Source organism: Clostridia bacterium (genome assembly GCA_026414765.1).
In the GTDB taxonomy this organism is placed as follows: domain Bacteria; phylum Bacillota; class Clostridia; order Acetivibrionales; family DSM-27016; genus SKW86.
Genome location: JAOAIJ010000021.1, coordinates 141,326 through 160,926, shown reverse-complemented (window position 1 = coordinate 160,926; position 19,601 = coordinate 141,326). Strand labels below are relative to the sequence as shown.

The following is a 19,601-nucleotide window of genomic DNA, read 5'->3' as shown; positions in this document are numbered from 1 at the left end:
AAGGTTTATCTTGCAACCTCTTCCATTATATAAGATTCTACGATATCGCCTTCTTTAATATCATTAAACCTTTCAATGGATAATCCACATTCAAAGCCTTGTGCTACTTCCTTCGCATCGTCTTTAAATCTCTTGAGCGATGCCAGCTTACCCTCATGTACTACTATTCCACCACGTACAACTCTAACATCCGAATTCCTTATTATTTTTCCATCAGTTACATAGCTACCGGCTATAGTACCTACACCTGACACTTTGAATGTCTGTCTTATTTCTGCATGCCCTTGTATAACTTCTTTGAAGGTAGGCTCTAGCATACCCTTCATTGCGGCTTGAACATCTTCAATTGCGTTATAGATGACTCTGTACAATCTCATGTCAACACCGGCATTTTGTGCAGCTTCGGTAACATTTGTACCCGGCCTAACGTTAAATCCTATGATTATTGCATTTGATATCTGCGCAAGCGTAACATCTGCTTCTGTTATTGCACCTACACCGCCGTGAAGAATCTTTACTCTGACTTCTTCATTGCTCAGTTTTTCCAGTGATTGCTTGACAGCTTCTACAGAACCCTGTACATCCGCTTTTACAATTATATTAAGGTCCTTCACCTTGCCTTCTTTAATCTGATTGAACAGATCATCCAGCGATACCCTTGCAGATGCCTTAAGCTGTTGTTCTTTCTGCTTAAGCCTTCTCTTTTCAACCAGTTGCTTTGCTACCTTTTCATCGGCTACTTCATAGAAGATTTCACCTGCTTCAGGAACTTCAGGCATTCCAAGTATCTCAACAGGAGTAGATGGTCCTGCTTTCTTTATTTTGTGCCCCTTGTCATCTACCATTGCTCTGATTCTTCCTACTGTTGTTCCGGTTACTATAGTATCCCCGACATTCAAGGTACCTCTTTGAACAAGAACCGTAGCTACAGGCCCTTTGTTTTTATCCAGCTGAGCTTCGATAACCGTACCCTTTGCTTGTCTGTCTGGGTTCGCTTTTAATTCCTGCAAATCTGCTGTAAGCAATACCATTTCCAGAAGCTGGTCAATATTTTCCCTTTTCTTTGCAGAAACTGGAACAAATATTGTATCTCCACCCCATTCTTCAGCAACCAGACCATACTCGGTAAGTTCCTGTTTTACCTTGTCAGGATTTGCACCGGGTTTGTCTATTTTGTTAATTGCTACAACAATTGAGACATTTGCAGCCTTTGCATGATTTATAGCTTCAATAGTCTGTGGCATAGCGCCGTCATCTGCTGCTACAACAAGTATGGCTATATCCGTTACTTGAGCACCTCTTGCTCTCATTGCTGTAAAAGCTTCATGTCCCGGAGTATCAAGGAATGTAATATTCCTGTCGTTTATTTTTACCATGTATGCACCAATATGCTGGGTTATACCGCCGGCCTCGCTGTCAATAACATTTGTTTCCCTGATGGCATCCAGAAGTGAAGTTTTACCATGGTCAACGTGTCCCATTACTACAACAACAGGAGGTCTTGGCTGTAAATTCTCTTCATTCTCTTCATCCGAGTCATCAAACAGAATATCTTCTTCATTGACCACAACTTCCTTTTCCGTTGTGACACCAAATTCAGAAGCAACAATTGAAGCCGTATCGAAATCAAGTTCATTATTCAAGGTAACCATCATTCCAAGTGCCATAAGCTTTTTAATTACTTCAGTTGCGGTTTTTTTCAAAGCTTCAGCAAGATCCTTCACGGTTATTGTTTCAGGAATCTTTATTGAAGTGAGAACTGCTCTATGAGGTATATGCTTGCTTTCATTTTCTCTTCTTATATCCTTTTTAGGCTTCGATACTCTCCTTGTACTTTTTACACCATCATCATCATAAAACTCTTCAAGTATAAAGTCCTCGGAAAGTACTTCAGAAACACCCTTTTTCTGACCAACGATAAACTTCTGGTTTTTAAATTTTCTATCCTTATCTCCGGCCTGACCCTTTGGCACTTCCCTCTTCTGCTCTCTCTTGGAATCCTTATCTACATCCTTATTCTGGAATTCACGCCTTGCTTCATTGCGCATTGAATTCTCTTCTTCCTTTTGTATAAGCGATGTATCTATTTTAGGTATATCCAAAGGTCTGGATGCAGATCTGAATCCACCCTGCGGTCTATCACCCTGAGGTCTGTTATAGCCGCCCTGTGGTCTATCACCCTGAGGTCTGTTATAGCCGCCCTGTGGTCTATCACCCTGGGGTCTGTTATAGCCGCCCTGTGGTCTATCACCCTGGGGTCTGTTATAACCGCCTTGTGGTCTGTCTCCCTGAGGTCTGTTATAACCGCCTTGTGGTCTGTCTCCCTGGGGTCTGTTATAGCCGCCCTGCGGTCTGTCTCCCTGGGGTCTGTTATAACCGCCCTGCGGTCTGTCTCCCTGAGGTCTGTTATAGCCGCCCTGCGGTCTGTCTCCCTGGGGTCTGTTATAACCGCCCTGCGGTCTGTCTCCCTGGGATCTGTTATAACCGCCCTGCGGTCTGTCTCCCTGGGGTCTGTTATAACCGCCCTGCGGTCTGTCTCCCTCATGTCTGTTATAGCCGCCCTGCTGGCGATTATCATTATAGGTTCTTGTATTAGTATTTTGTCTCTGATGTTCAGGCACTCTGTTTTCACCTGACATTTCCGGAGCTTTGGGTTCTTTTACCTCTTGTACCGGCTTTTCAGAACCTGCTGGTTGACTGCTGGCTGCAGTTTGATTCTCTTCATTAACAACAACTTTTTTCATCTCATCCACTTTTCTGTTTTCTTCGATATTCTTTACTTCCTTTACACTTATATTTTCTATTTCATTGTGTGTCATAGTCTTTTGAATGTTTTTACTATCCGGTAAAATTTCACTTTTAGCTTCTGTTTTTGCAGGTTCTTTAATAATATCCTTTTTAGTTTCAACTTTATTTACAGGTTTGGCTTCTTTCACATATGCAGGCCTGTCATCCCTTATATACCCCGGCCTTAAACCTGTGCTTGAATCTGCAACCCTTACTATTTCCGGCTTTTGCCCTGTACGGTTATTTCCCCTGAAATCGTTATGAGCATCACGTCTTGATTCATTCCTGTATACATCATTTCTATTTGATAATACTACTTCATCCCGTGATTCTTTCTTTGTATCAATAATTATCTCCGTTGTCCTTATTATTCTGGGTGCCTGCTTAGCATCCTTTTTCACGTCTTTCCTGGGATCAACTTTAGCAGCAGATGATACGGCCTTCTTTTCATCACCTTCAGCTTTCTTGCTGTCATCATGTTTTATAATACCTATATGCTTATATAAAGCTTCCAGCTCTTTATCCTCCAACAAGCTCATATGATTTTTTACTGATATATTTATTTCGGCTAATTTCTCCATCAAGCGCTTGCTGGTAGTATTCAACTCCTTTGCAAGCTCATAAACTCTAGCTTTTTCCAAACTATTCACCCCCGAATTGTAGGTACTTTCCATCGATCATTTCTATTAAACGTTTCGCAAATCCATTTTCTATAATGGCGATAACACTTCTCAGCTCTTTTCCGGTATACCTCCCAAGTAAAACTTTCTCTCCAAAAAACCTTATTTCGTTTCCTCTATATCTGCATGCATCGGAAAACTTCTTTTTAGTGTTGTCTGAGGCATCTTCCGATACAATTATTAAGTATGTCTTTCCAGCTTTTAAAGCTCTCTCACAAGCATCTTCACCCGATAATAACTTTCCTGCTTTTGTGGCTAGACCTATAAATGAGTATATTTTCTCATCCATCATTGTCCTCCAGTTGCTTCTTTAATGTATCGTATATTTCTTCACTTATGGGTGATTCAAAAGCTCTTTCCAGCCTTTTTGCTTTTCTTGCTTTTTCAAAACAAGAAACTGCCCTGCAAATGTATGCTCCCCTACCAGGTTTTTTCCCTATAAAATCCACGCTGGTTTCATTTTCCTTGTTCTTCACTATTCTTATTAATTCTTTTTTAGGCTTCATTTCCTGGCAACCGAGGCACATTCTCATAGGCACTTTTTTTTGTTTCACTAAAACCCACACCCTTAAACTAAAAAAATCAAAATTGTAAGTTATCCTGCTTATTTTGGTATTACCAATTAATAGCCGGAATTCGTCGCAATCTGTCATTGCAGACTATTCATAGTCTTCAGTGTTTTCATCTTCATCCTGCTTTATATAGTTGCTGTCATTGTTAAACATCTGTTGTTCTATAGAAGCTCTAAGCTGAGACTCACTCTTTATATCAATTTTCCAGCCTGTCAGCTTGGCTGCGAGTCTGGCATTCTGACCTTCCTTGCCTATAGCAAGTGAAAGTTGATAATCCGGCACCGTCGCTTTTGCGGATTTTTCTTCTTCATTTACATCTACACGAACAACTTTTGCAGGACTTAAGCTTGCAGATATAAGCTCCTCCGGATTGTTACTCCATTTTATAATATCGATTTTTTCTCCCCTGAGCTCATCTACTATAGCCTGAACCCTGGTGCCCTTCTGTCCGACACAAGCTCCAACGGGGTCAACATTATCATCTTTTGAAAAAACTGCTATTTTTGTTCTTGAACCGGGTTCTCTTGCTATGCCTTTAACCTCTACAGTTCCATCGTGTATTTCAGGAACTTCCAGCTCAAATAGCCTCTTTACAAGACCCGGGTGCGTTCTTGACAATACTATCTGAGGTCCCTTTGTTGTTTTCTTGACTTCAATCACGTATGCTTTTATTCTGTTGTTAAACCGGTATTCTTCTCCCACTGTCTGTTCTGCAGGAGGTAACACGGCTTCAGTTTTTCCAAGATCTATAATTACATTCTTCTTTTCAATTCTCTGAATAATTCCGGTTACTATATCGCTTTCTTTATTATAATACTCATCAAATATAATTCCGCGTTCCGCTTCTCTGATTCTTTGTACTACTACCTGCTTCGCAGTCTGAGCAGCAATTCTACCAAACTTTTTCGGTGTAACCTCTACCTCGGCAGTATCATTTTCTTCAAGCTTCTTACTTATTTTCTTTGCATCTTCTATAGAAATCTCCAACAAATCATTAGTCGGCCTTTCTGTTACCCTTTTTAGTGCGTATACCTTGACATCTCCACTGTTAGTGTCAAACATTATTTTGACATTTTGAGTAGAACCAAAGTTTCTTTTATACGCAGAAATCAGTGCGGCTTCTATAGCTTCTATAAGAATTCCCTTTTCAATTCCTTTTTCTTTTTCCAACTGCTCCAATGCATGTATCAATTCAGCGCTCATTCCCTATGACAACCTCCCTTTATAATCACTGCTCCATCTGATGTTACAGATTCTACAGCTAAAAATATATACAAATCTTCTACTGACAAGTACAGCAATTTACAGAATCTATAATTAAAAATTGAGAATGCGTTTTAAAACTTTATGACTCTTCGTACTATAGAAATCTTATCCCTGTCAAAATTTATATTTTCCGCATTTCCCTGTTTTATTACAATCTGTCCGTCTACCAGTCCCACAAGTTCACCTTCGAATACCTTTTTGCCGTCTAAAGGCTGAAAAAGTTTTACCTCTACCTGTTCACCCTTAAACTTTTCAAAGTCACTATCTTTTTTCAGAGGTCTTTCCAGACCTGGAGAAGACACCTCAAGAAAATAGCTCTGTGATATAGGATCTGTCTCATCCATTTTATCACTTATTTCCTCGCTGATTACCTGACAATCGTCTATGGTTATTCCACCAGGTTTATCAATATATATGCGAAGGTACCAGTTTGCACCCTCCTTGACGAACTCAACGTCAACCAGCTCGAAGGAATGTTTTTCCGTTATAGGTAATGCAAGCTCGGAGACTATCTCCTCAACTTTTTTTCTCGCCATATACTCCTCCAGTTTCTTTAACAGACAGGCATTTTACAGTCTGCTTTTCTTCCGCAGTTCATATTTTTAAAAAATAACGCGAAAGAGTGGGATTGGCCCACTCTTTCTCTTAAAATACTATTTGCTTTAGTCCAGTAGTATTATACCACTATTATTTGTAATTATCAACAAAATTATTATATTAAATTTAAATTTCCCAACTCACCGGGAATCTATCTTAACTTACCCCCATTACAGCCTTAATATAACAACATGTATTACAATAAAAACATGTAGAAATTTGTAATAACAATTGAAAGAGTAAAGTTATAGTGGTAGAATTTACTTTAATTCTTAGTCAGCTTACATTCGCACGGAATACTTATGGGGGTAAACCTTAATGGATATAGGACATTCATCAGCAAAAAAATTAACCTTACTAAATTTAACCTGGCCAATTTTTATAGAAGTACTTTTGCGTATGTTATTGGTCAATGTAGACATGTATATGCTGGGTAAATACTCCGATAGCGCTGTAGCAGCTGTAGGAGCTACAAATCAGTTTTTAAGCCTTGTAGTTCTCTTATATGGGGTTGTCGGCTCCGGTACTGTAATACTTGTATCTCAATATCTCGGTGCAAAGCTTAAAGACAGGATTTCAGAAATTGTAGTAGTCGCACTGGCAACAAACTTTATTTTTGGTATAGTCATGAGCTTAGGCCTTCTTTTATTCGGTCCAAGTCTGTTAGGTCTGATGAATCTTCCAAAAGATGTATTTGCTTATGCATCACAGTTTATTTTTATCGTGGGAGGATTTTCATTCTCCCAGGCATTAATCGCTACAATTTCATCCATTCTCAGAAGCCATGGACGTACAAAAATTTCTATGTATGTGGCAATCGGTATGAATATAATAAATGTTATAGGGGACTATTTATTTATTTACGGACCAATGGGGATACCTGTCCTCGGAGTAAAAGGAGTTGCTATTTCTACTGCCACAAGCCAGTTTGCAGCAGCGATCGCACTGCTAATCATACTAAAGAAGAAAGTGGATGTAAAACTGTCTATAAAATACCTGAGTCCTATTCCAAAAAAGACTCTGGGACAAATTTTAAAAATCGGCATACCTTCAGCAGGAGAAACTTTATCATATAATATTTCCCAGATAGTGATCACCTCAATGATAGCTCTAATGGGTACAACCGCACTGGCTACAAGGTTTTATGTACACAATATCATAATGTTCATTCTTCTGATCTCCTTCGCTATGGGTCAGGGAACTCAAATACTTACAGGACATATGATAGGTGCCGGTAAAGCAAATGAGGCATACAGGGCTTGCTTAAAATATTTAAGAACTGCAATAATCATATCTTTTTCCTTTGCAGTAGTATTTTTACTTTTTAGAAAATCTTTAATCAGCATTTATACAACCAACAATGAAATAATTGAAATAGGAAGCCAATTGCTGCTCATAGCCTTGATCATGGAGCCTGGCAGAGCCTTTAACCTCATAATCATCAACGCTTTGCGTGGTGCCGGAGATGTAAGATTTCCCGTAGTCATCGGTGTCTTATCCATGTGGGGTGTATCTGTAGTGCTTTCATACCTGCTGGGTGTTTATTTCAAACTCGGCTTGCTTGGCGTATGGATAGCATTCACCTGCGACGAGTGGCTGCGCGGCATAATCATGCTTAACAGATGGCGCTCCCGTATATGGCAAAGGATGTCTGTAGTTCATAATACAGACCCGGTTGAGCTGGAAAACCCTGGGGAAAATACCCTATCCCCAACTCTGTCTACATTAACCTCAGAAGATGACAAGTAAAGAGCCGATATATATTATGTTCAGAATAAGCTTAGCTGGTTGCTTTCCGGCAGCCCTTCGAGACATCCGTTCTGCTGCAATATCTCTATAACCGCTTTGCTTATTTTTGCTCTTACTCTCAATTCATCAACAGAGAGAAACTCTCCATCTCTGCGGGAATCTACGATATTCTGGGCAGCAGCACCTCCAAGCCCCTGGAGTGCATTAAGAGGTGGCCTTATTCCTTCTGATGTTATCTGGAATTTTATTGCATCCGATTTATATAAATCCACCGGCAGGAACTTAATTCCCCTTGCATACATCTCATTTGTTACTTCAAGAATGGTAAGAACGTTTTTTTCTTTTTGAGTCATATTATTACCCTTCTGTTCGAGCTCCCTGATCTTGTTTCTGACTCTGTCCTGTCCATGTGTCATTATCTCCGCATCAAATTCATCCGCCCTTACAGTAAAGTATGTTACATAAAATGCTTCAGGATGATATACTTTGAACCAGGCTATTCTGAATGCCATCATTACATATGCAGCTGCATGTGCCTTAGGAAACATATATTTTATCTTATTGCAGGAATCAATATACCACTGCGGTACATTGTTTTCCTTCATTGTCTGAACGTATTCTTCCTTCAATCCCTTTCCTTTTCTTACATCCTCCATTATCTTAAAAGCTGTTTTAGGATGAAGTCCCTTATGGATCAGGAAAATCATTATATCATCACGGCAACATATGGATTCCGAAAGGGTACAGATACCTGAACGGATAAGATCCTGTGCATTATTGAGCCATACATCCGTACCGTGTGACAAACCGGAAATTCTTATAAGTTCCGAGAAATACTTCGGTTTTGTATCAACCAGCATCTGTCTTACAAATTTTGTCCCAAACTCAGGTATGGCAAAAGTACCAACTTCACTGTTTATATCTTCAGGCTTTACTCCCAGAGCTTCAGTACTGTTGAATATGCTCATTGTTTTCTCTTCGCCGATACGTATTGTTGTAGCATCCACCCCTGTCAAATCTTCGAGCATTCTTATCACTGTAGGATCATCATGTCCAAGTATGTCAAGCTTAAGGATACTTCCATGAAGAAAGTGGTAATCAAAGTGAGTTGTTATTGTATCCGATTCTGTATCATCAGCAGGTCTTTGAATAGGAGAAAAGTCATAAATCTCCTTATCCTGAGGCACAATCATTATCCCTCCCGGATGCTGGCCAGTGGTCCTCTTTATTCCCGTACATCCTTTAACCAGCCTGTTCATTTCAGCATTTGTTACAACCACTTCTCTTTCATCAAGGTAGTTTTTAACATAACCGAATGCAGTCTTATCCGCAACAGAAGCTATAGTTCCTGCTCTGAAAACATGCCCTTCTCCAAAAAGCTCCTCAGTGTATTTATGTGCCCTTGGCTGATATTCACCCGAGAAATTCAAATCTATATCAGGTTCTTTATCGCCATCAAACCCAAGGAAGGTTTCAAAGGGTATGTCATAACCATCCCTTTTCAGCGACTGCCCGCATTCAGGACAGCTTTTCTCAGGCAAATCAAATCCGCAGTCATAACTTCCATCAGTTATAAACTCGGAGTATTTACATTTGGTGCAAATATAATGCGGTTGAAGAGAATTAACTTCTGTAATCCCTGCCATATTTGCTACAAAAGATGAACCCACAGATCCTCTGGAGCCGACAAGATATCCGTCACTTACAGATTTGTACACGAGTTTCTGGGCTATAAGATACATAACTGAAAAACCGTTCTTTATAATGGAGTTAAGTTCCTTATCAAGCCGTTCGGCCACTACCTGCGGCAATGTTTCTCCATATATTTCCCTGGCCTTGTTCTCTGCCAGCTTTTTTATTTCTTCCTCCGCACCTTCTATTTTCGGAGGATGCACCCCCGGCAGCACAGGCGGTATATCCTCAACCATATCAGCTATAAGGTTTGTATTGGTCACAACTACCTCATACGCCTTTTCCCTGCCAAGATACTCAAACTCTCTCATCATTTCCTCTGTAGTTCTGAAATAAAGGGGCGCTTGGTTATCCGCATCGGCAAAACCTTTCCCCGCCATGAGAATCCGCCTGAACACCTCATCTCTCGGGTCCATAAAGTGCACGTCACAAGTAGCGACAACTGGTTTCTTAAACTTCTCTCCCAGTCTGATTATTTTTTTATTTATGCTCTTTAGCTCTTCCTGGCTGTTTACCTTTCCATTATTGATTAAGAACTGGTTGTTTCCTAGAGGCTGGATTTCGAGATAATCATAAAACTTGACAATTTTCATAATCTGGTCGTCGCCTTTGTTGTCCAGTATTGCCGAATATAGTTCACCCGCTTCACAGGCACTTCCCAGAATCAGCCCTTCACGATGTGTCATTAACAGCTTTTTAGGAACCCTAGGCCTTTTATGATAATACTTCAGATGAGAATCCGAAACTATTTTATAAAGATTTTTTAGTCCAATATTGTTTTTCACAAGTATTACTGCATGGTATGTAGAGCCCTTTTTGTAATCGCCAGTACTGTCAAAGGCTCCATCAATGTCATTAATTGTTTTAATGCCCTTTTTCTTTAAAATATCCAGACACTTAATAAAAATTTCAGCAGTCGCCCTGGAATCATCAACTGCCCTGTGATGATTCTCCAATCTTATTCCAAGATGCTTTGCAATAATATTCAGCCTGTATTTGCTTAATTCAGGAAACATGTTTCTACATAATTGCAATGTATCTATAACCGGATTGTTTATATGCTCTCCGATAGTCTTGGCATAATGCTTTAAAAAGCCTAAATCAAAGGTTGCATTGTGGGCTACAAGAGTTGTCCCGTTTATAAATTCTAAAAACTCCAGTAAGACAGGTTCTATTGCAGGTGCTTCCTGAACCATTTCGTTCGTTATTCCGGTAAGTTTTACAATATAGCTTGGTATCGGTATTTCAGGGTTTACAAAAGAGCTGAACCTGTCAACTATTACCCCGTTCTTAATTTTTACTGCACCTATCTCGGTTATTCTATCCTTATCGGCATTTAAGCCTGTTGTCTCCAAATCAAGCACAACAAACTCACCGTCAAGTGACTGCCCGTTCGGATGGTACGCAACAGGAACACAGTCATCAAGCAGATAGCACTCCATACCGTAAATAATCTTTATTTTGTTTTTCTTACCGGTATCAAAAGCATCAGGATATGCTTGCACGACACCATGGTCCGTAATGGCTATAGCTTTATGTCCCCATTGTGCTGCTCTTTTTACCAGTTCTTTTACCGGTGTGACACCATCCATTGTACTCATCTGTGTATGCAGGTGAAGTTCAACTCTCTTTGTTTCTGCTTCATCAATTTTCACCTGTTTTTCGACCTGTATAATATCTGAAGCCATCACAGCAAGCTCTTTTGAGAATTTATCATATTGAGCTTCACCACGGACTTTTACATTGATGCTTTCCTTTATCTGCTCTTTTATTAAATCTATATCTCCTTTTTCTACGAAGAATTTTACAGTCAAAGAGCTTGTGAAATCTGTAATATCAAATATACAGATATGCCTTTCTCCACGGATTTCCCTGAATTCAACCCTGAAGATTTCCCCACACATCGCTACCTTTCCTGAATCCTGGGTAATCTCAGACATTTTTATTATACTGTCGTTAAAGTTTTTTCCAAGAATGATGTCCACAACCGTACCGTTTTGAAGAGTTTCACGTTTAGCCTGCTGCCTGCTGCCCGAATCAGTTTTCTGTGTATTCTGAACGATAATGGCATCACTGATAAGTTTGGCTTCTTCACTTTCTTTTAGCTTTATATATTCATCTTTAGCAGTCTCATCGACTTCAAAATCAACAAACTCAACCTTTATATTTGCTGAAAACATCTCATCCAGATATTTTTCTATAAGGGCATCACATGCCTGGGCTTTAAGTATCTGTGTTCCTTTGGTCTTAAGGCATATTTTCAGCCTTTTTCCGTCAAGTTCCCACATACAGTCGTGAAGTATACCCCTACTCAATGCTATCTTATTATTGACTAAAAATAAAACACTATCCCAGTACGAAACCAGAATATCCTTTAATTCCATAGATGTATTGAATCTTATCTTAATACTCGTTGATTCAAGTTGAAATGAATTGACGAAATTCTGCTCTAATTTGGAAATACTTGAAGCCGGAATCAATTTTTCCGACAAAAGAAAAACTTCCAGCCTTTTGGATTTTCTATATACATTTATACTTGAAATTTTAATGTCTTTTAACAGATTTGATTTTTCATCCCCGGAAAAGACCTCCGGAAAAAGCTCTGACAATGTTTTATTTTCTAATGCTACATTTTGCACTGAACTCATACCCCTTTTATCTCCTTGCCAGCCGCATCCCTTTTAATATCTGCCAGTACATTTTCATTCTTTCCATAAAACCACGCAGCAAACCTAGCTTTTCTTCTTTCATTACGTGTGTCAAATCTTCTAATACAACCTCATCTACTCTAATATTAGTTTTTTGGGCATGGATTGTCAATGAGACCTCTATACCATAACCGGCAGTATCAATACCTTTTAAACTTTCGAGAACGGATTTCCTTACAGCTCTCTGTCCGGACAGATTCGGCGCAATTTTCTGGGCAATATCCGTTGAAAATCTACCCTTGCTGAACAAGCCGATTGTCATGTCTGCAGAGTTATTCAGAACCGGATTCAACAGTTTCCGTATATGAAATGCATTAAGTCCTATCAAATCAGCATCAAGAAGTAAAATTATTTCACCGCTGCAATGCTTGATGCCTGCTTTGATTGCAGCTCCTTTTCCCCTGTTATGCTCGAGCTCGACAACCCTTGCTCCACAGCTTATTGCCAGGCCGGCAGTGTTGTCTCTTGAGCCGTCGCTCACAACAATTATTTCTTCTATCTCATTTACGCTTTTTATTGTTTTTATTACGTCTGAAATTGTGTTTTCTTCGTTATAGGCGGGAATTATTGCACTAATCTTCATACATACCAGTCCTTTCAGAAATAGTATGTATTTTTTACGATCATTAAATTCAATTCACCTATAAAGTGATTACATTTTTTTTATTTCAGCCAATAACTCTTCCACTGCTCTTTCTTCCGGTATTTTACGGACTGCTTCACCTTTCTTGAACAGCAGCACTTCTCCCTTGCCACCTGCTATACCGATATCAGCTTCCCTTGCCTCTCCTGGTCCATTTACTGCACAGCCCATAACTGCAACCTTTATATCTTTCTCCAGCATCTGAACACTTGCTTCTACCTTGTTAGCTATATCTATCAAATCAACCTGGCATCTGCCGCATGTAGGACATGATACAAACTCTATACCGCCCTTTTTCAGGCCGAGTGCCTTCAAGATTTCTATTCCTGCTCTTATTTCCTCTACCGGATCACCGGTTAATGAAACCCGTAAAGTATCACCTATTCCCTCAGCCAACAGACATCCTAAGCCTACGGAAGATTTGATTGTTCCCTTATAAACAGTACCGGCTTCCGTGACACCGATGTGCAAAGGGTATCTTGATTTCTCCGACATAAGACGGTAGGCGGCTATCGTCATTGGCACGCTTGAAGCCTTTATGGAAAAAGCTATCTGGTCAAAATCAAGTTCCTCCAGTATTGCTGCATGACCAAGAGCACTTTCTACCATACCTTCAGGTGTTACCCCACTATACTTTTCAAGTATGTGTTTTTCTATAGAGCCCGAGTTAACTCCAATCCTTATAGGTACTTGACGCTCTTTAGCCATTTCAACAACCTTCATAACCCTATCACGGTCCCCTATGTTTCCCGGGTTTAGCCTTATTTTGTCTGCACCCATTTTCATAGAGGAAAGGGCCAGACGGTAATCAAAATGTATGTCTGCTACCAAAGGAATCCTGATTGATTTTTTTATTCCGCCTATAGCTTCTGCTGCTTCAGCATCCGGCACCGCAACCCTTATTATTTCACAGCCTGCTTCTTCTAGCTTTTTTATCTGCTCAACCGTTGATTTGACATCTCTAGTATCGGTATTTGTCATTGACTGTATAGTGACCGGAGCATCACCGCCTATATACAAACTGCCTGCTCTTATTCTTTTAGTCGGTCTGCGTTTGATGTAACTATATTCTTTCAATGCATTTTCCTTTCTCAACAAATATATTTATTATCTTACCCGCCCCCCGCAAGACGGACTATATCATTATAGGTAGCATAAATCATCAGCATTATCAAAAGTGCAAGTCCTATCAATGAAATAAATGCTTCGCGCTCAGGCGGTATAGCCTTTCTCCTTATACCTTCAATAGCAAGTATCACAAGCTTGCTTCCATCAAGTGCAGGAAAAGGTATAAGGTTGAATAAGCCGAGGTTGATACTTATGAAAGCGGTAATCTGCATCAAGCCTAATATCCTGTCAGCCAGGGTTGGACTCATTTCAACAATATCTCCTATAGTGGATACTATTCCTACTGGACCAGACATCTGCTTCATGGATACATTGCCTGTCACAAGCCATGCAAGAGAATAGTAAATGTTTCTCGAAAGTGATACACTGTAAATAGCGGAATGTTTCAAGGAATTAAGTATATTGCCCTTTTCCCCACTGAAATCCAAACCTATTTCATACTGCTCAGGTGCATTACTTTTTGTAGGTATAACAGTAAACGTTTCTGTTTTTCCATTGCGGATAACTTCTACATTGATGGGTTTGTCACCATTCTGTCCAAGGAACTTTCTTATATCCCTGCCACTTGATATTTCCTGACTGCCTAGTCTGACTATTTTGTCTCCCTTTCTGAACAATACCTTTTGGTTTTTGCTGTCAACAGAGTCTGCTCTTACTATGTTAGATTTATCATTATAATAAGACATGGGACTAAACCCAAGTAAAAACCGGTTTTCCTTAAAAATTTCCGGAGTAATCTCTGCTTTTTGCTTGATACCGTTTCTTTCAAACTCTATACCCACAGGCTTACCCTTGTTTCCAAATTTAAAAAGCTCAACATCCATAGGATGCAGTATTTTCTTACCGTTATATGTCAATACCCTGTCACCCTCCCGGATACCTGCATTATATGCCGGAGAATTCTCTTCTACATATCTTATGTTGGTAGTCCTGTAACCTGCTACTGAAGTTATTATTGTGAGGAATATAACCGCTACGATAAGATTCATTATAGGCCCTGCAGCAATAACGGCTGCCCGTATATAGACAGGCTTCCTGTTATATGCTCTGTCATCGCTGGATTCCTGTTCTTCACCTTCCATTTTCACGTACCCACCTAAAGGTATGCTTCTTATGGAATAAGTGGTTTCACCTCTCTTTAAGCTGAAAAGCTTGGGTCCCATAAAGAGTGAAAACTCAAGAACCTTTATACCTGAAAGCTTGGCAACTATAAAATGCCCGAATTCATGTACAATTATCAAAAAGCTTAAAGCCAGAATAGCAACAAAAATGTTCATATTAATACCTCATTCTAAATTCTTAGATGTTTGATTTCTTCTCTCGTCCACATATCTACTTCTATTATATCATTCAGGCTTGGGTTATTATTCACAATATGTTTGCCCATTGCACTCCCGACAATCCGTGAAATGTCCAGAAAACCAATTCTTCCATTTAAGAATAAGCTAACTGCAACTTCATTGGCAGCATTAAGCACAACCGGCATTGTTCCGCCTATCCGCAGGGATTCAAAAGCGTATTCCAAGCTTCCGAAAGTTTCATAATCCGGCTCTTCAAATGTGAATTTGCCTGCTTTCAGCAGATCAAGTCTTGAAAAATCGCCTTCAGCCCTGCCTGGATATGTAAGGGCAAATTGTATTGGAATGCGCATATCCGGAGAACCCAACTGTGCTATAATTGACCCATCTTTATACTCTACCATGGAATGAATAATACTCTGAGGATGTATTACAACCTGTATCTGCTTCAGGTTCAGATCAAAAAGCCATTTTGCTTCTATAACCTCCAAGCCTTTATTCATCAGAGTCGCCGAATCTATTGAAATTTTGCTGCCCATGCTCCAGTTAGGATGCTTCAGAGCCTGTGCAGGAGTTACAGCTTTAAGTTCATTTTTCTTTTTACCTCTGAAAGGTCCACCGGAAGCAGTCAATACTATTTTCTCCAAATCCCCTGCCCTGTTTCCCATAAGGCATTGAAAAATTGCTGAATGCTCGCTGTCTACAGGAAGTATCCTGACATTATGTTTCTTTGCTTCAGACATGACAATAGCTCCGGCTGTAACAAGAGTTTCCTTATTTGCCAAAGCAATATCTTTTCCGGCTCTTATAGCTTCCAAAGTAGGGATGAGTCCTGCTATACCGACGACGGCAGATACAACAGTATCCACTTCATTTATAGTGCCCACCTTCTTAAACCCATCTTCACCAAAAACAACTTCGGTGTCATAGCCTCTAATTCTTTTTTTCAATTCTTCGGCAAGTTTTTCACTTCCAACAGCCACTACCCTTGGACTAAACTCTCTCAACTGCTTTTCCAGCAAATCAATATTTGAGTTGGCTGACAGGCCTGATACTTTCAAACCAAGATTTCTCGCAACATCAAGAGTCTGTACCCCTATCGAACCTGTTGATCCCAGAATTGCTATGTTTTTTGCCATACTTAACTCCTTGAAACAAGTTATATCAGCTATTATCTTATGAAAAAGCTGAAGTAAAAATAAATAACCGGTGCCACAAACAATATACTGTCAAAGCGGTCCAGAACGCCGCCGTGACCCGGCATTATCCTTCCATAGTCCTTAACTCCTATGTATCTCTTAATTGCCGAAGCCGCCCAATCACCAATTTGTGAAATCACTCCACATAATATACCTATAACAATAAAGTGGTATAAAGCTACTGAGTCTTTTACCCATCCCATACTATCAATAATCAAACCATATATTAACATAAGCAAAACACAGCCTACAATTCCACCTATTGACCCTTCCAGCGATTTTTTCGGGCTTATAACAGGAAGTATTTTTGTTTTACCTATTAAGTTTCCGAAAATATAAGCAAATGTATCCGTTGCAAAAGCACCAATAAAGACAAGCCATATATAGTACTGCCCTGCTTCCATATTTCTGGTAAGAACTACAAATGAAAACAGGAATACTACATAAAATATACCAAAAAAGGTTAAAGATATGTCATTGATATTGACCTTGTTTTCAGTAAACACGACATAGGAAAACAAAATACATATCATAGCAAACAATCCGAATGTAATATACTCAATATTGAATAGGAAGCTCAAATTATTTTCCCCGGCTTGCAATCCCACAATGAAAATAACCAGGCATGATATATAGCCGATAATCCTTACCGGTTTATAGCCTCCTTTGGAAACTGCATTGTAAAACTCAAACATGCCTATCAGAGACAAAAGGGTTATTGCAGCAGTAAAAGCCATACTCCCAGCTAAAATTACAGCAACCAATAGAATAAAACCAATACCCCCGCTGATTATTCTAGTCTTATGCAATTAAATTCCTCCAAACCGTCTGTTTCTATTTTGATAGTCTCTTATTGCTTCCAGTAAATGCTCTTTTTTAAAATCAGGCCACATTACGTTTGAATACCAGAACTCAGTATAAGCTGCCTGCCAGAGAAGAAAGTTACTTATTCTTTGTTCTCCACTAGGCCTTATCAGCAAATCAGGGTCAGGTATCCCGGTAGTGTAAAGTCTGTCTGAAAATAGATTCTCATCTATATCATCAACTTTTATTTTTCCATCATTGCAGTCCTTTATCAATAATTTTGCTGCATTAATAATTTCATTCCTGCTTCCATAGTTTAGTGCCATATTCAGACACAATCCTGTGTTTTCCCGTGAAAATTTTTCTACCCTTTCAACCTGTTTTTGAATCTCCAGTGGAAGTCCTTTTTTGTCACCTATCACTTTAATCCTGATATTCTTTCCCGAAAGCTCATCTTCAGCCTTTTTTAAATATTCAAGCAAAAGATCCATCAACTTGTCAACTTCACTTTTGGGTCGTTTCCAGTTTTCTGTTGAGAATGCATATACAGTAAGATACTTAATTCCCAGGTCACTGCAAAACTCTGTTATCCTCTTTAAGACGTTAGATCCTTCCCTATGGCCCAAACTTCTGGACAATCCCCTGCGTTTTGCCCAACGTCCGTTTCCGTCCATTATTATGGCAATATGAACCGGAAGATTGTTCTTATCTATCTCATAACTTGTTTTCTTAAATCTGGAAAAATTAAACATCAGTTCCTCCGAAAACCCTCACGTGTAACATTTTCTTTTTAATAATTGTATCAATCATATATTATAATATAGGAGTCTCTATAAAAAAACAACAGATTTGAATTTTGTGCATATACTTTTCTTTTACCCATCAATGTTAATTCAGCACGGGACATAAGGACAACCAGTATAAAACCTCTCTAGAATACTAGAGAGGTTTGCATACTAATAACTCTATTTCCTTATCACTTATCATACTTGTTCTAACCACCCTGTATGATTCATCGTATATATCGGATTTTTCTCTCGGAGGAGCAGTTACATTTATTCTTTTTATAGATATGCCAGTGTTTTCAAGAGTTTTTATCGCATCCCCCAATAAAAATCCTACAACGTCAGGTCTACTCATATTTATTCCCTTTGCCTGATGCCTGATATATGATTCAAGGCACCTAAACCTCCAGAATTTCCTTATCCTTTAATTCTACAATCTTATCTACTTCTGTTATGTACTTATCAGTAATTACTTGTATATCCTTTTCTGCATCCTTCAGATCATCTTCAGTAATTTCACCATTTTTCTTCTGAGCTTTAAAGTGCTCGATAGCATCTCTTCTTATAGACCTTAATGCCACTTTTGCATCTTCACCGTATTTCTTAACTACCTTAGTCAGTTCTTTTCTTCTTTCCTCAGTCAAAGGCGGGAATACAAGCCTAATAACTTTTCCGTCATTTGATGGATTAATTCCGATATCGGATTTTTGAATGGCTTTTTCTACTTCCTTTAGTATCTTTATATCCCAGGGCTGAATCAGTATCACCCTGGCTTCAGGTATGGAAACATTTCCAATTTGATTTATAGGTGTTGGTACTCCGTAATAATCTATGTTCACTTTATCAAGAATTGAAGGGTTTGCCCTTCCAGCTCTTAGTCCTGCCAATTCATCCTTTAAAACGTTAATTGTCTTTTTCATCTTCTCTTCAGTAGGCTTGTAAGCTTCCTTACTCATAAAACTCCTCCTTATTTATGTTATTGAAGTACCAATTTCCTCTCCGAGCAAAACTTTTATAATATTTTCCGGTTGATCCAGCCCGAATACTAAAATAGGTATTTTATTATCCATACACAACGACGCAGCTGTTGAATCCATTACACCCAGACCTTTATTCAAAACATCTATAAAAGTCAATCTATCGAATTTTTTTGCATCCGGGTTTAAATTTGGATCACTATCATATACCCCATCAACTTTTTTTGCGAGCAAAATAACCTCTGCATCTATTTCTGCTGCCCTCAGTGCAGAAGTAGTATCTGTAGAAAAATAGGGGTTTCCCGTTCCGCAGGCGAAAATTACAATTCTTCTTTTTTCAAGATGTCTAACAGCCTTCCTTCTGATATAAGGTTCTGCAATCTGTCTCATTTCTATGGCAGTTTGAACTCTAGTAGGAACATTCCTGGATTCAAGAGCATCCTGTAGTGCCAATGCATTAATGACTGTAGCCAACATCCCCATATGGTCAGCGGTAGTGCGATCCATACCCTTGCCGCTTCTACCCCTCCAGAAATTTCCGCCCCCGACAACTATGGCTATTTCTACTCCCATGTTGTAGGCTTCGCATATCCTGTCAGAAATGTTGTTGATTGTATCCGTATCCAAACCAAGTCCCTTATCTCCAGCAAGAGCTTCTCCGCTTACTTTAAGTAGTACTCGTTTATACTTGAGCGTTTTTTCGTTTAATTGCATTG

At 39.3% G+C, this 19,601-nt stretch carries 16 protein-coding genes; 1 reads left to right on the top strand and 15 read right to left on the bottom strand.

Annotated elements, in window-relative coordinates; translation table 11 throughout:
• Positions 1-5: 5 nt before the first annotated feature.
• The 5 genes from infB to rimP all read right to left on the bottom strand — a co-directional run bounded on the left by infB (position 6) and on the right by rimP (position 5,841).
• Positions 6-3,428, bottom strand: coding sequence for a translation initiation factor IF-2 (gene infB / locus N3I35_08375; protein ID MCX8130099.1), 3,423 nt, complete (start codon positions 3,426-3,428; stop codon positions 6-8).
• Between the two features lies 1 nt (position 3,429).
• Complete coding sequence (locus N3I35_08370; GenBank protein ID MCX8130098.1) at positions 3,430-3,759, bottom strand: ribosomal L7Ae/L30e/S12e/Gadd45 family protein; 330 nt, start codon at positions 3,757-3,759, stop codon at positions 3,430-3,432.
• Positions 3,749-4,021, bottom strand: a complete 273-nt coding sequence (locus N3I35_08365) for a YlxR family protein (GenBank protein MCX8130097.1) — start codon at positions 4,019-4,021, stop codon at positions 3,749-3,751. Before N3I35_08365 ends, N3I35_08370 begins: the two co-directional genes overlap by 11 nt.
• 105 nt (positions 4,022-4,126) lie before the next feature.
• Complete coding sequence (gene nusA / locus N3I35_08360) at positions 4,127-5,242, bottom strand: transcription termination factor NusA (protein ID MCX8130096.1); 1,116 nt, start codon at positions 5,240-5,242, stop codon at positions 4,127-4,129.
• A 134-nt stretch (positions 5,243-5,376) separates the two neighbouring features.
• Complete coding sequence (gene rimP, locus N3I35_08355) at positions 5,377-5,841, bottom strand: ribosome maturation factor RimP (protein MCX8130095.1); 465 nt, start codon at positions 5,839-5,841, stop codon at positions 5,377-5,379.
• 379 nt (positions 5,842-6,220) lie between these two features.
• Between rimP and N3I35_08350 the strand changes: the two genes are divergently transcribed.
• Positions 6,221-7,651, top strand: coding sequence for an MATE family efflux transporter (locus N3I35_08350; GenBank protein MCX8130094.1), 1,431 nt, complete (start codon positions 6,221-6,223; stop codon positions 7,649-7,651).
• A gap of 20 nt (positions 7,652-7,671) precedes the next feature.
• Here N3I35_08350 and N3I35_08345 read toward each other — a convergent pair whose 3' ends face one another.
• From N3I35_08345 to pyrH, 10 genes are all read right to left on the bottom strand, one after another.
• The gene (locus N3I35_08345) at positions 7,672-11,982 is read right to left on the bottom strand and encodes a PolC-type DNA polymerase III (GenBank protein ID MCX8130093.1); all 4,311 of its coding nucleotides are present in this window, start codon (positions 11,980-11,982) and stop codon (positions 7,672-7,674) included.
• A 16-nt stretch (positions 11,983-11,998) separates the two neighbouring features.
• A complete protein-coding gene (locus N3I35_08340) occupies positions 11,999-12,634 on the bottom strand; it encodes a glycosyltransferase family 2 protein (protein MCX8130092.1) in 636 nt (211 codons plus the stop codon).
• A 69-nt stretch (positions 12,635-12,703) separates the two neighbouring features.
• A complete protein-coding gene (ispG, locus tag N3I35_08335) occupies positions 12,704-13,771 on the bottom strand; it encodes a flavodoxin-dependent (E)-4-hydroxy-3-methylbut-2-enyl-diphosphate synthase (GenBank protein MCX8130091.1) in 1,068 nt (355 codons plus the stop codon).
• Positions 13,772-13,806: 35 nt separating this feature from the next.
• On the bottom strand, positions 13,807-15,099 hold the full coding sequence (gene rseP / locus N3I35_08330) for an RIP metalloprotease RseP (GenBank protein ID MCX8130090.1): 1,293 nt from the start codon (positions 15,097-15,099) through the stop codon (positions 13,807-13,809).
• 14 nt (positions 15,100-15,113) lie between these two features.
• Entirely contained in the window at positions 15,114-16,259 is a 1,146-nt protein-coding gene (locus tag N3I35_08325) for a 1-deoxy-D-xylulose-5-phosphate reductoisomerase (protein MCX8130089.1), read from the bottom strand.
• A 32-nt stretch (positions 16,260-16,291) separates the two neighbouring features.
• Entirely contained in the window at positions 16,292-17,128 is an 837-nt protein-coding gene (locus tag N3I35_08320) for a phosphatidate cytidylyltransferase (protein ID MCX8130088.1), read from the bottom strand.
• Positions 17,129-17,875, bottom strand: a complete 747-nt coding sequence (locus N3I35_08315) for an isoprenyl transferase (GenBank protein MCX8130087.1) — start codon at positions 17,873-17,875, stop codon at positions 17,129-17,131.
• A gap of 187 nt (positions 17,876-18,062) precedes the next feature.
• On the bottom strand, positions 18,063-18,263 hold the full coding sequence (locus N3I35_08310; GenBank protein ID MCX8130086.1) for a hypothetical protein: 201 nt from the start codon (positions 18,261-18,263) through the stop codon (positions 18,063-18,065).
• A gap of 43 nt (positions 18,264-18,306) precedes the next feature.
• Positions 18,307-18,864, bottom strand: a complete 558-nt coding sequence (gene frr, locus N3I35_08305) for a ribosome recycling factor (protein MCX8130085.1) — start codon at positions 18,862-18,864, stop codon at positions 18,307-18,309.
• Positions 18,865-18,879: 15 nt separating this feature from the next.
• A complete protein-coding gene (gene pyrH / locus N3I35_08300; protein ID MCX8130084.1) occupies positions 18,880-19,599 on the bottom strand; it encodes a UMP kinase in 720 nt (239 codons plus the stop codon).
• Positions 19,600-19,601: the final 2 nt, after the last annotated feature.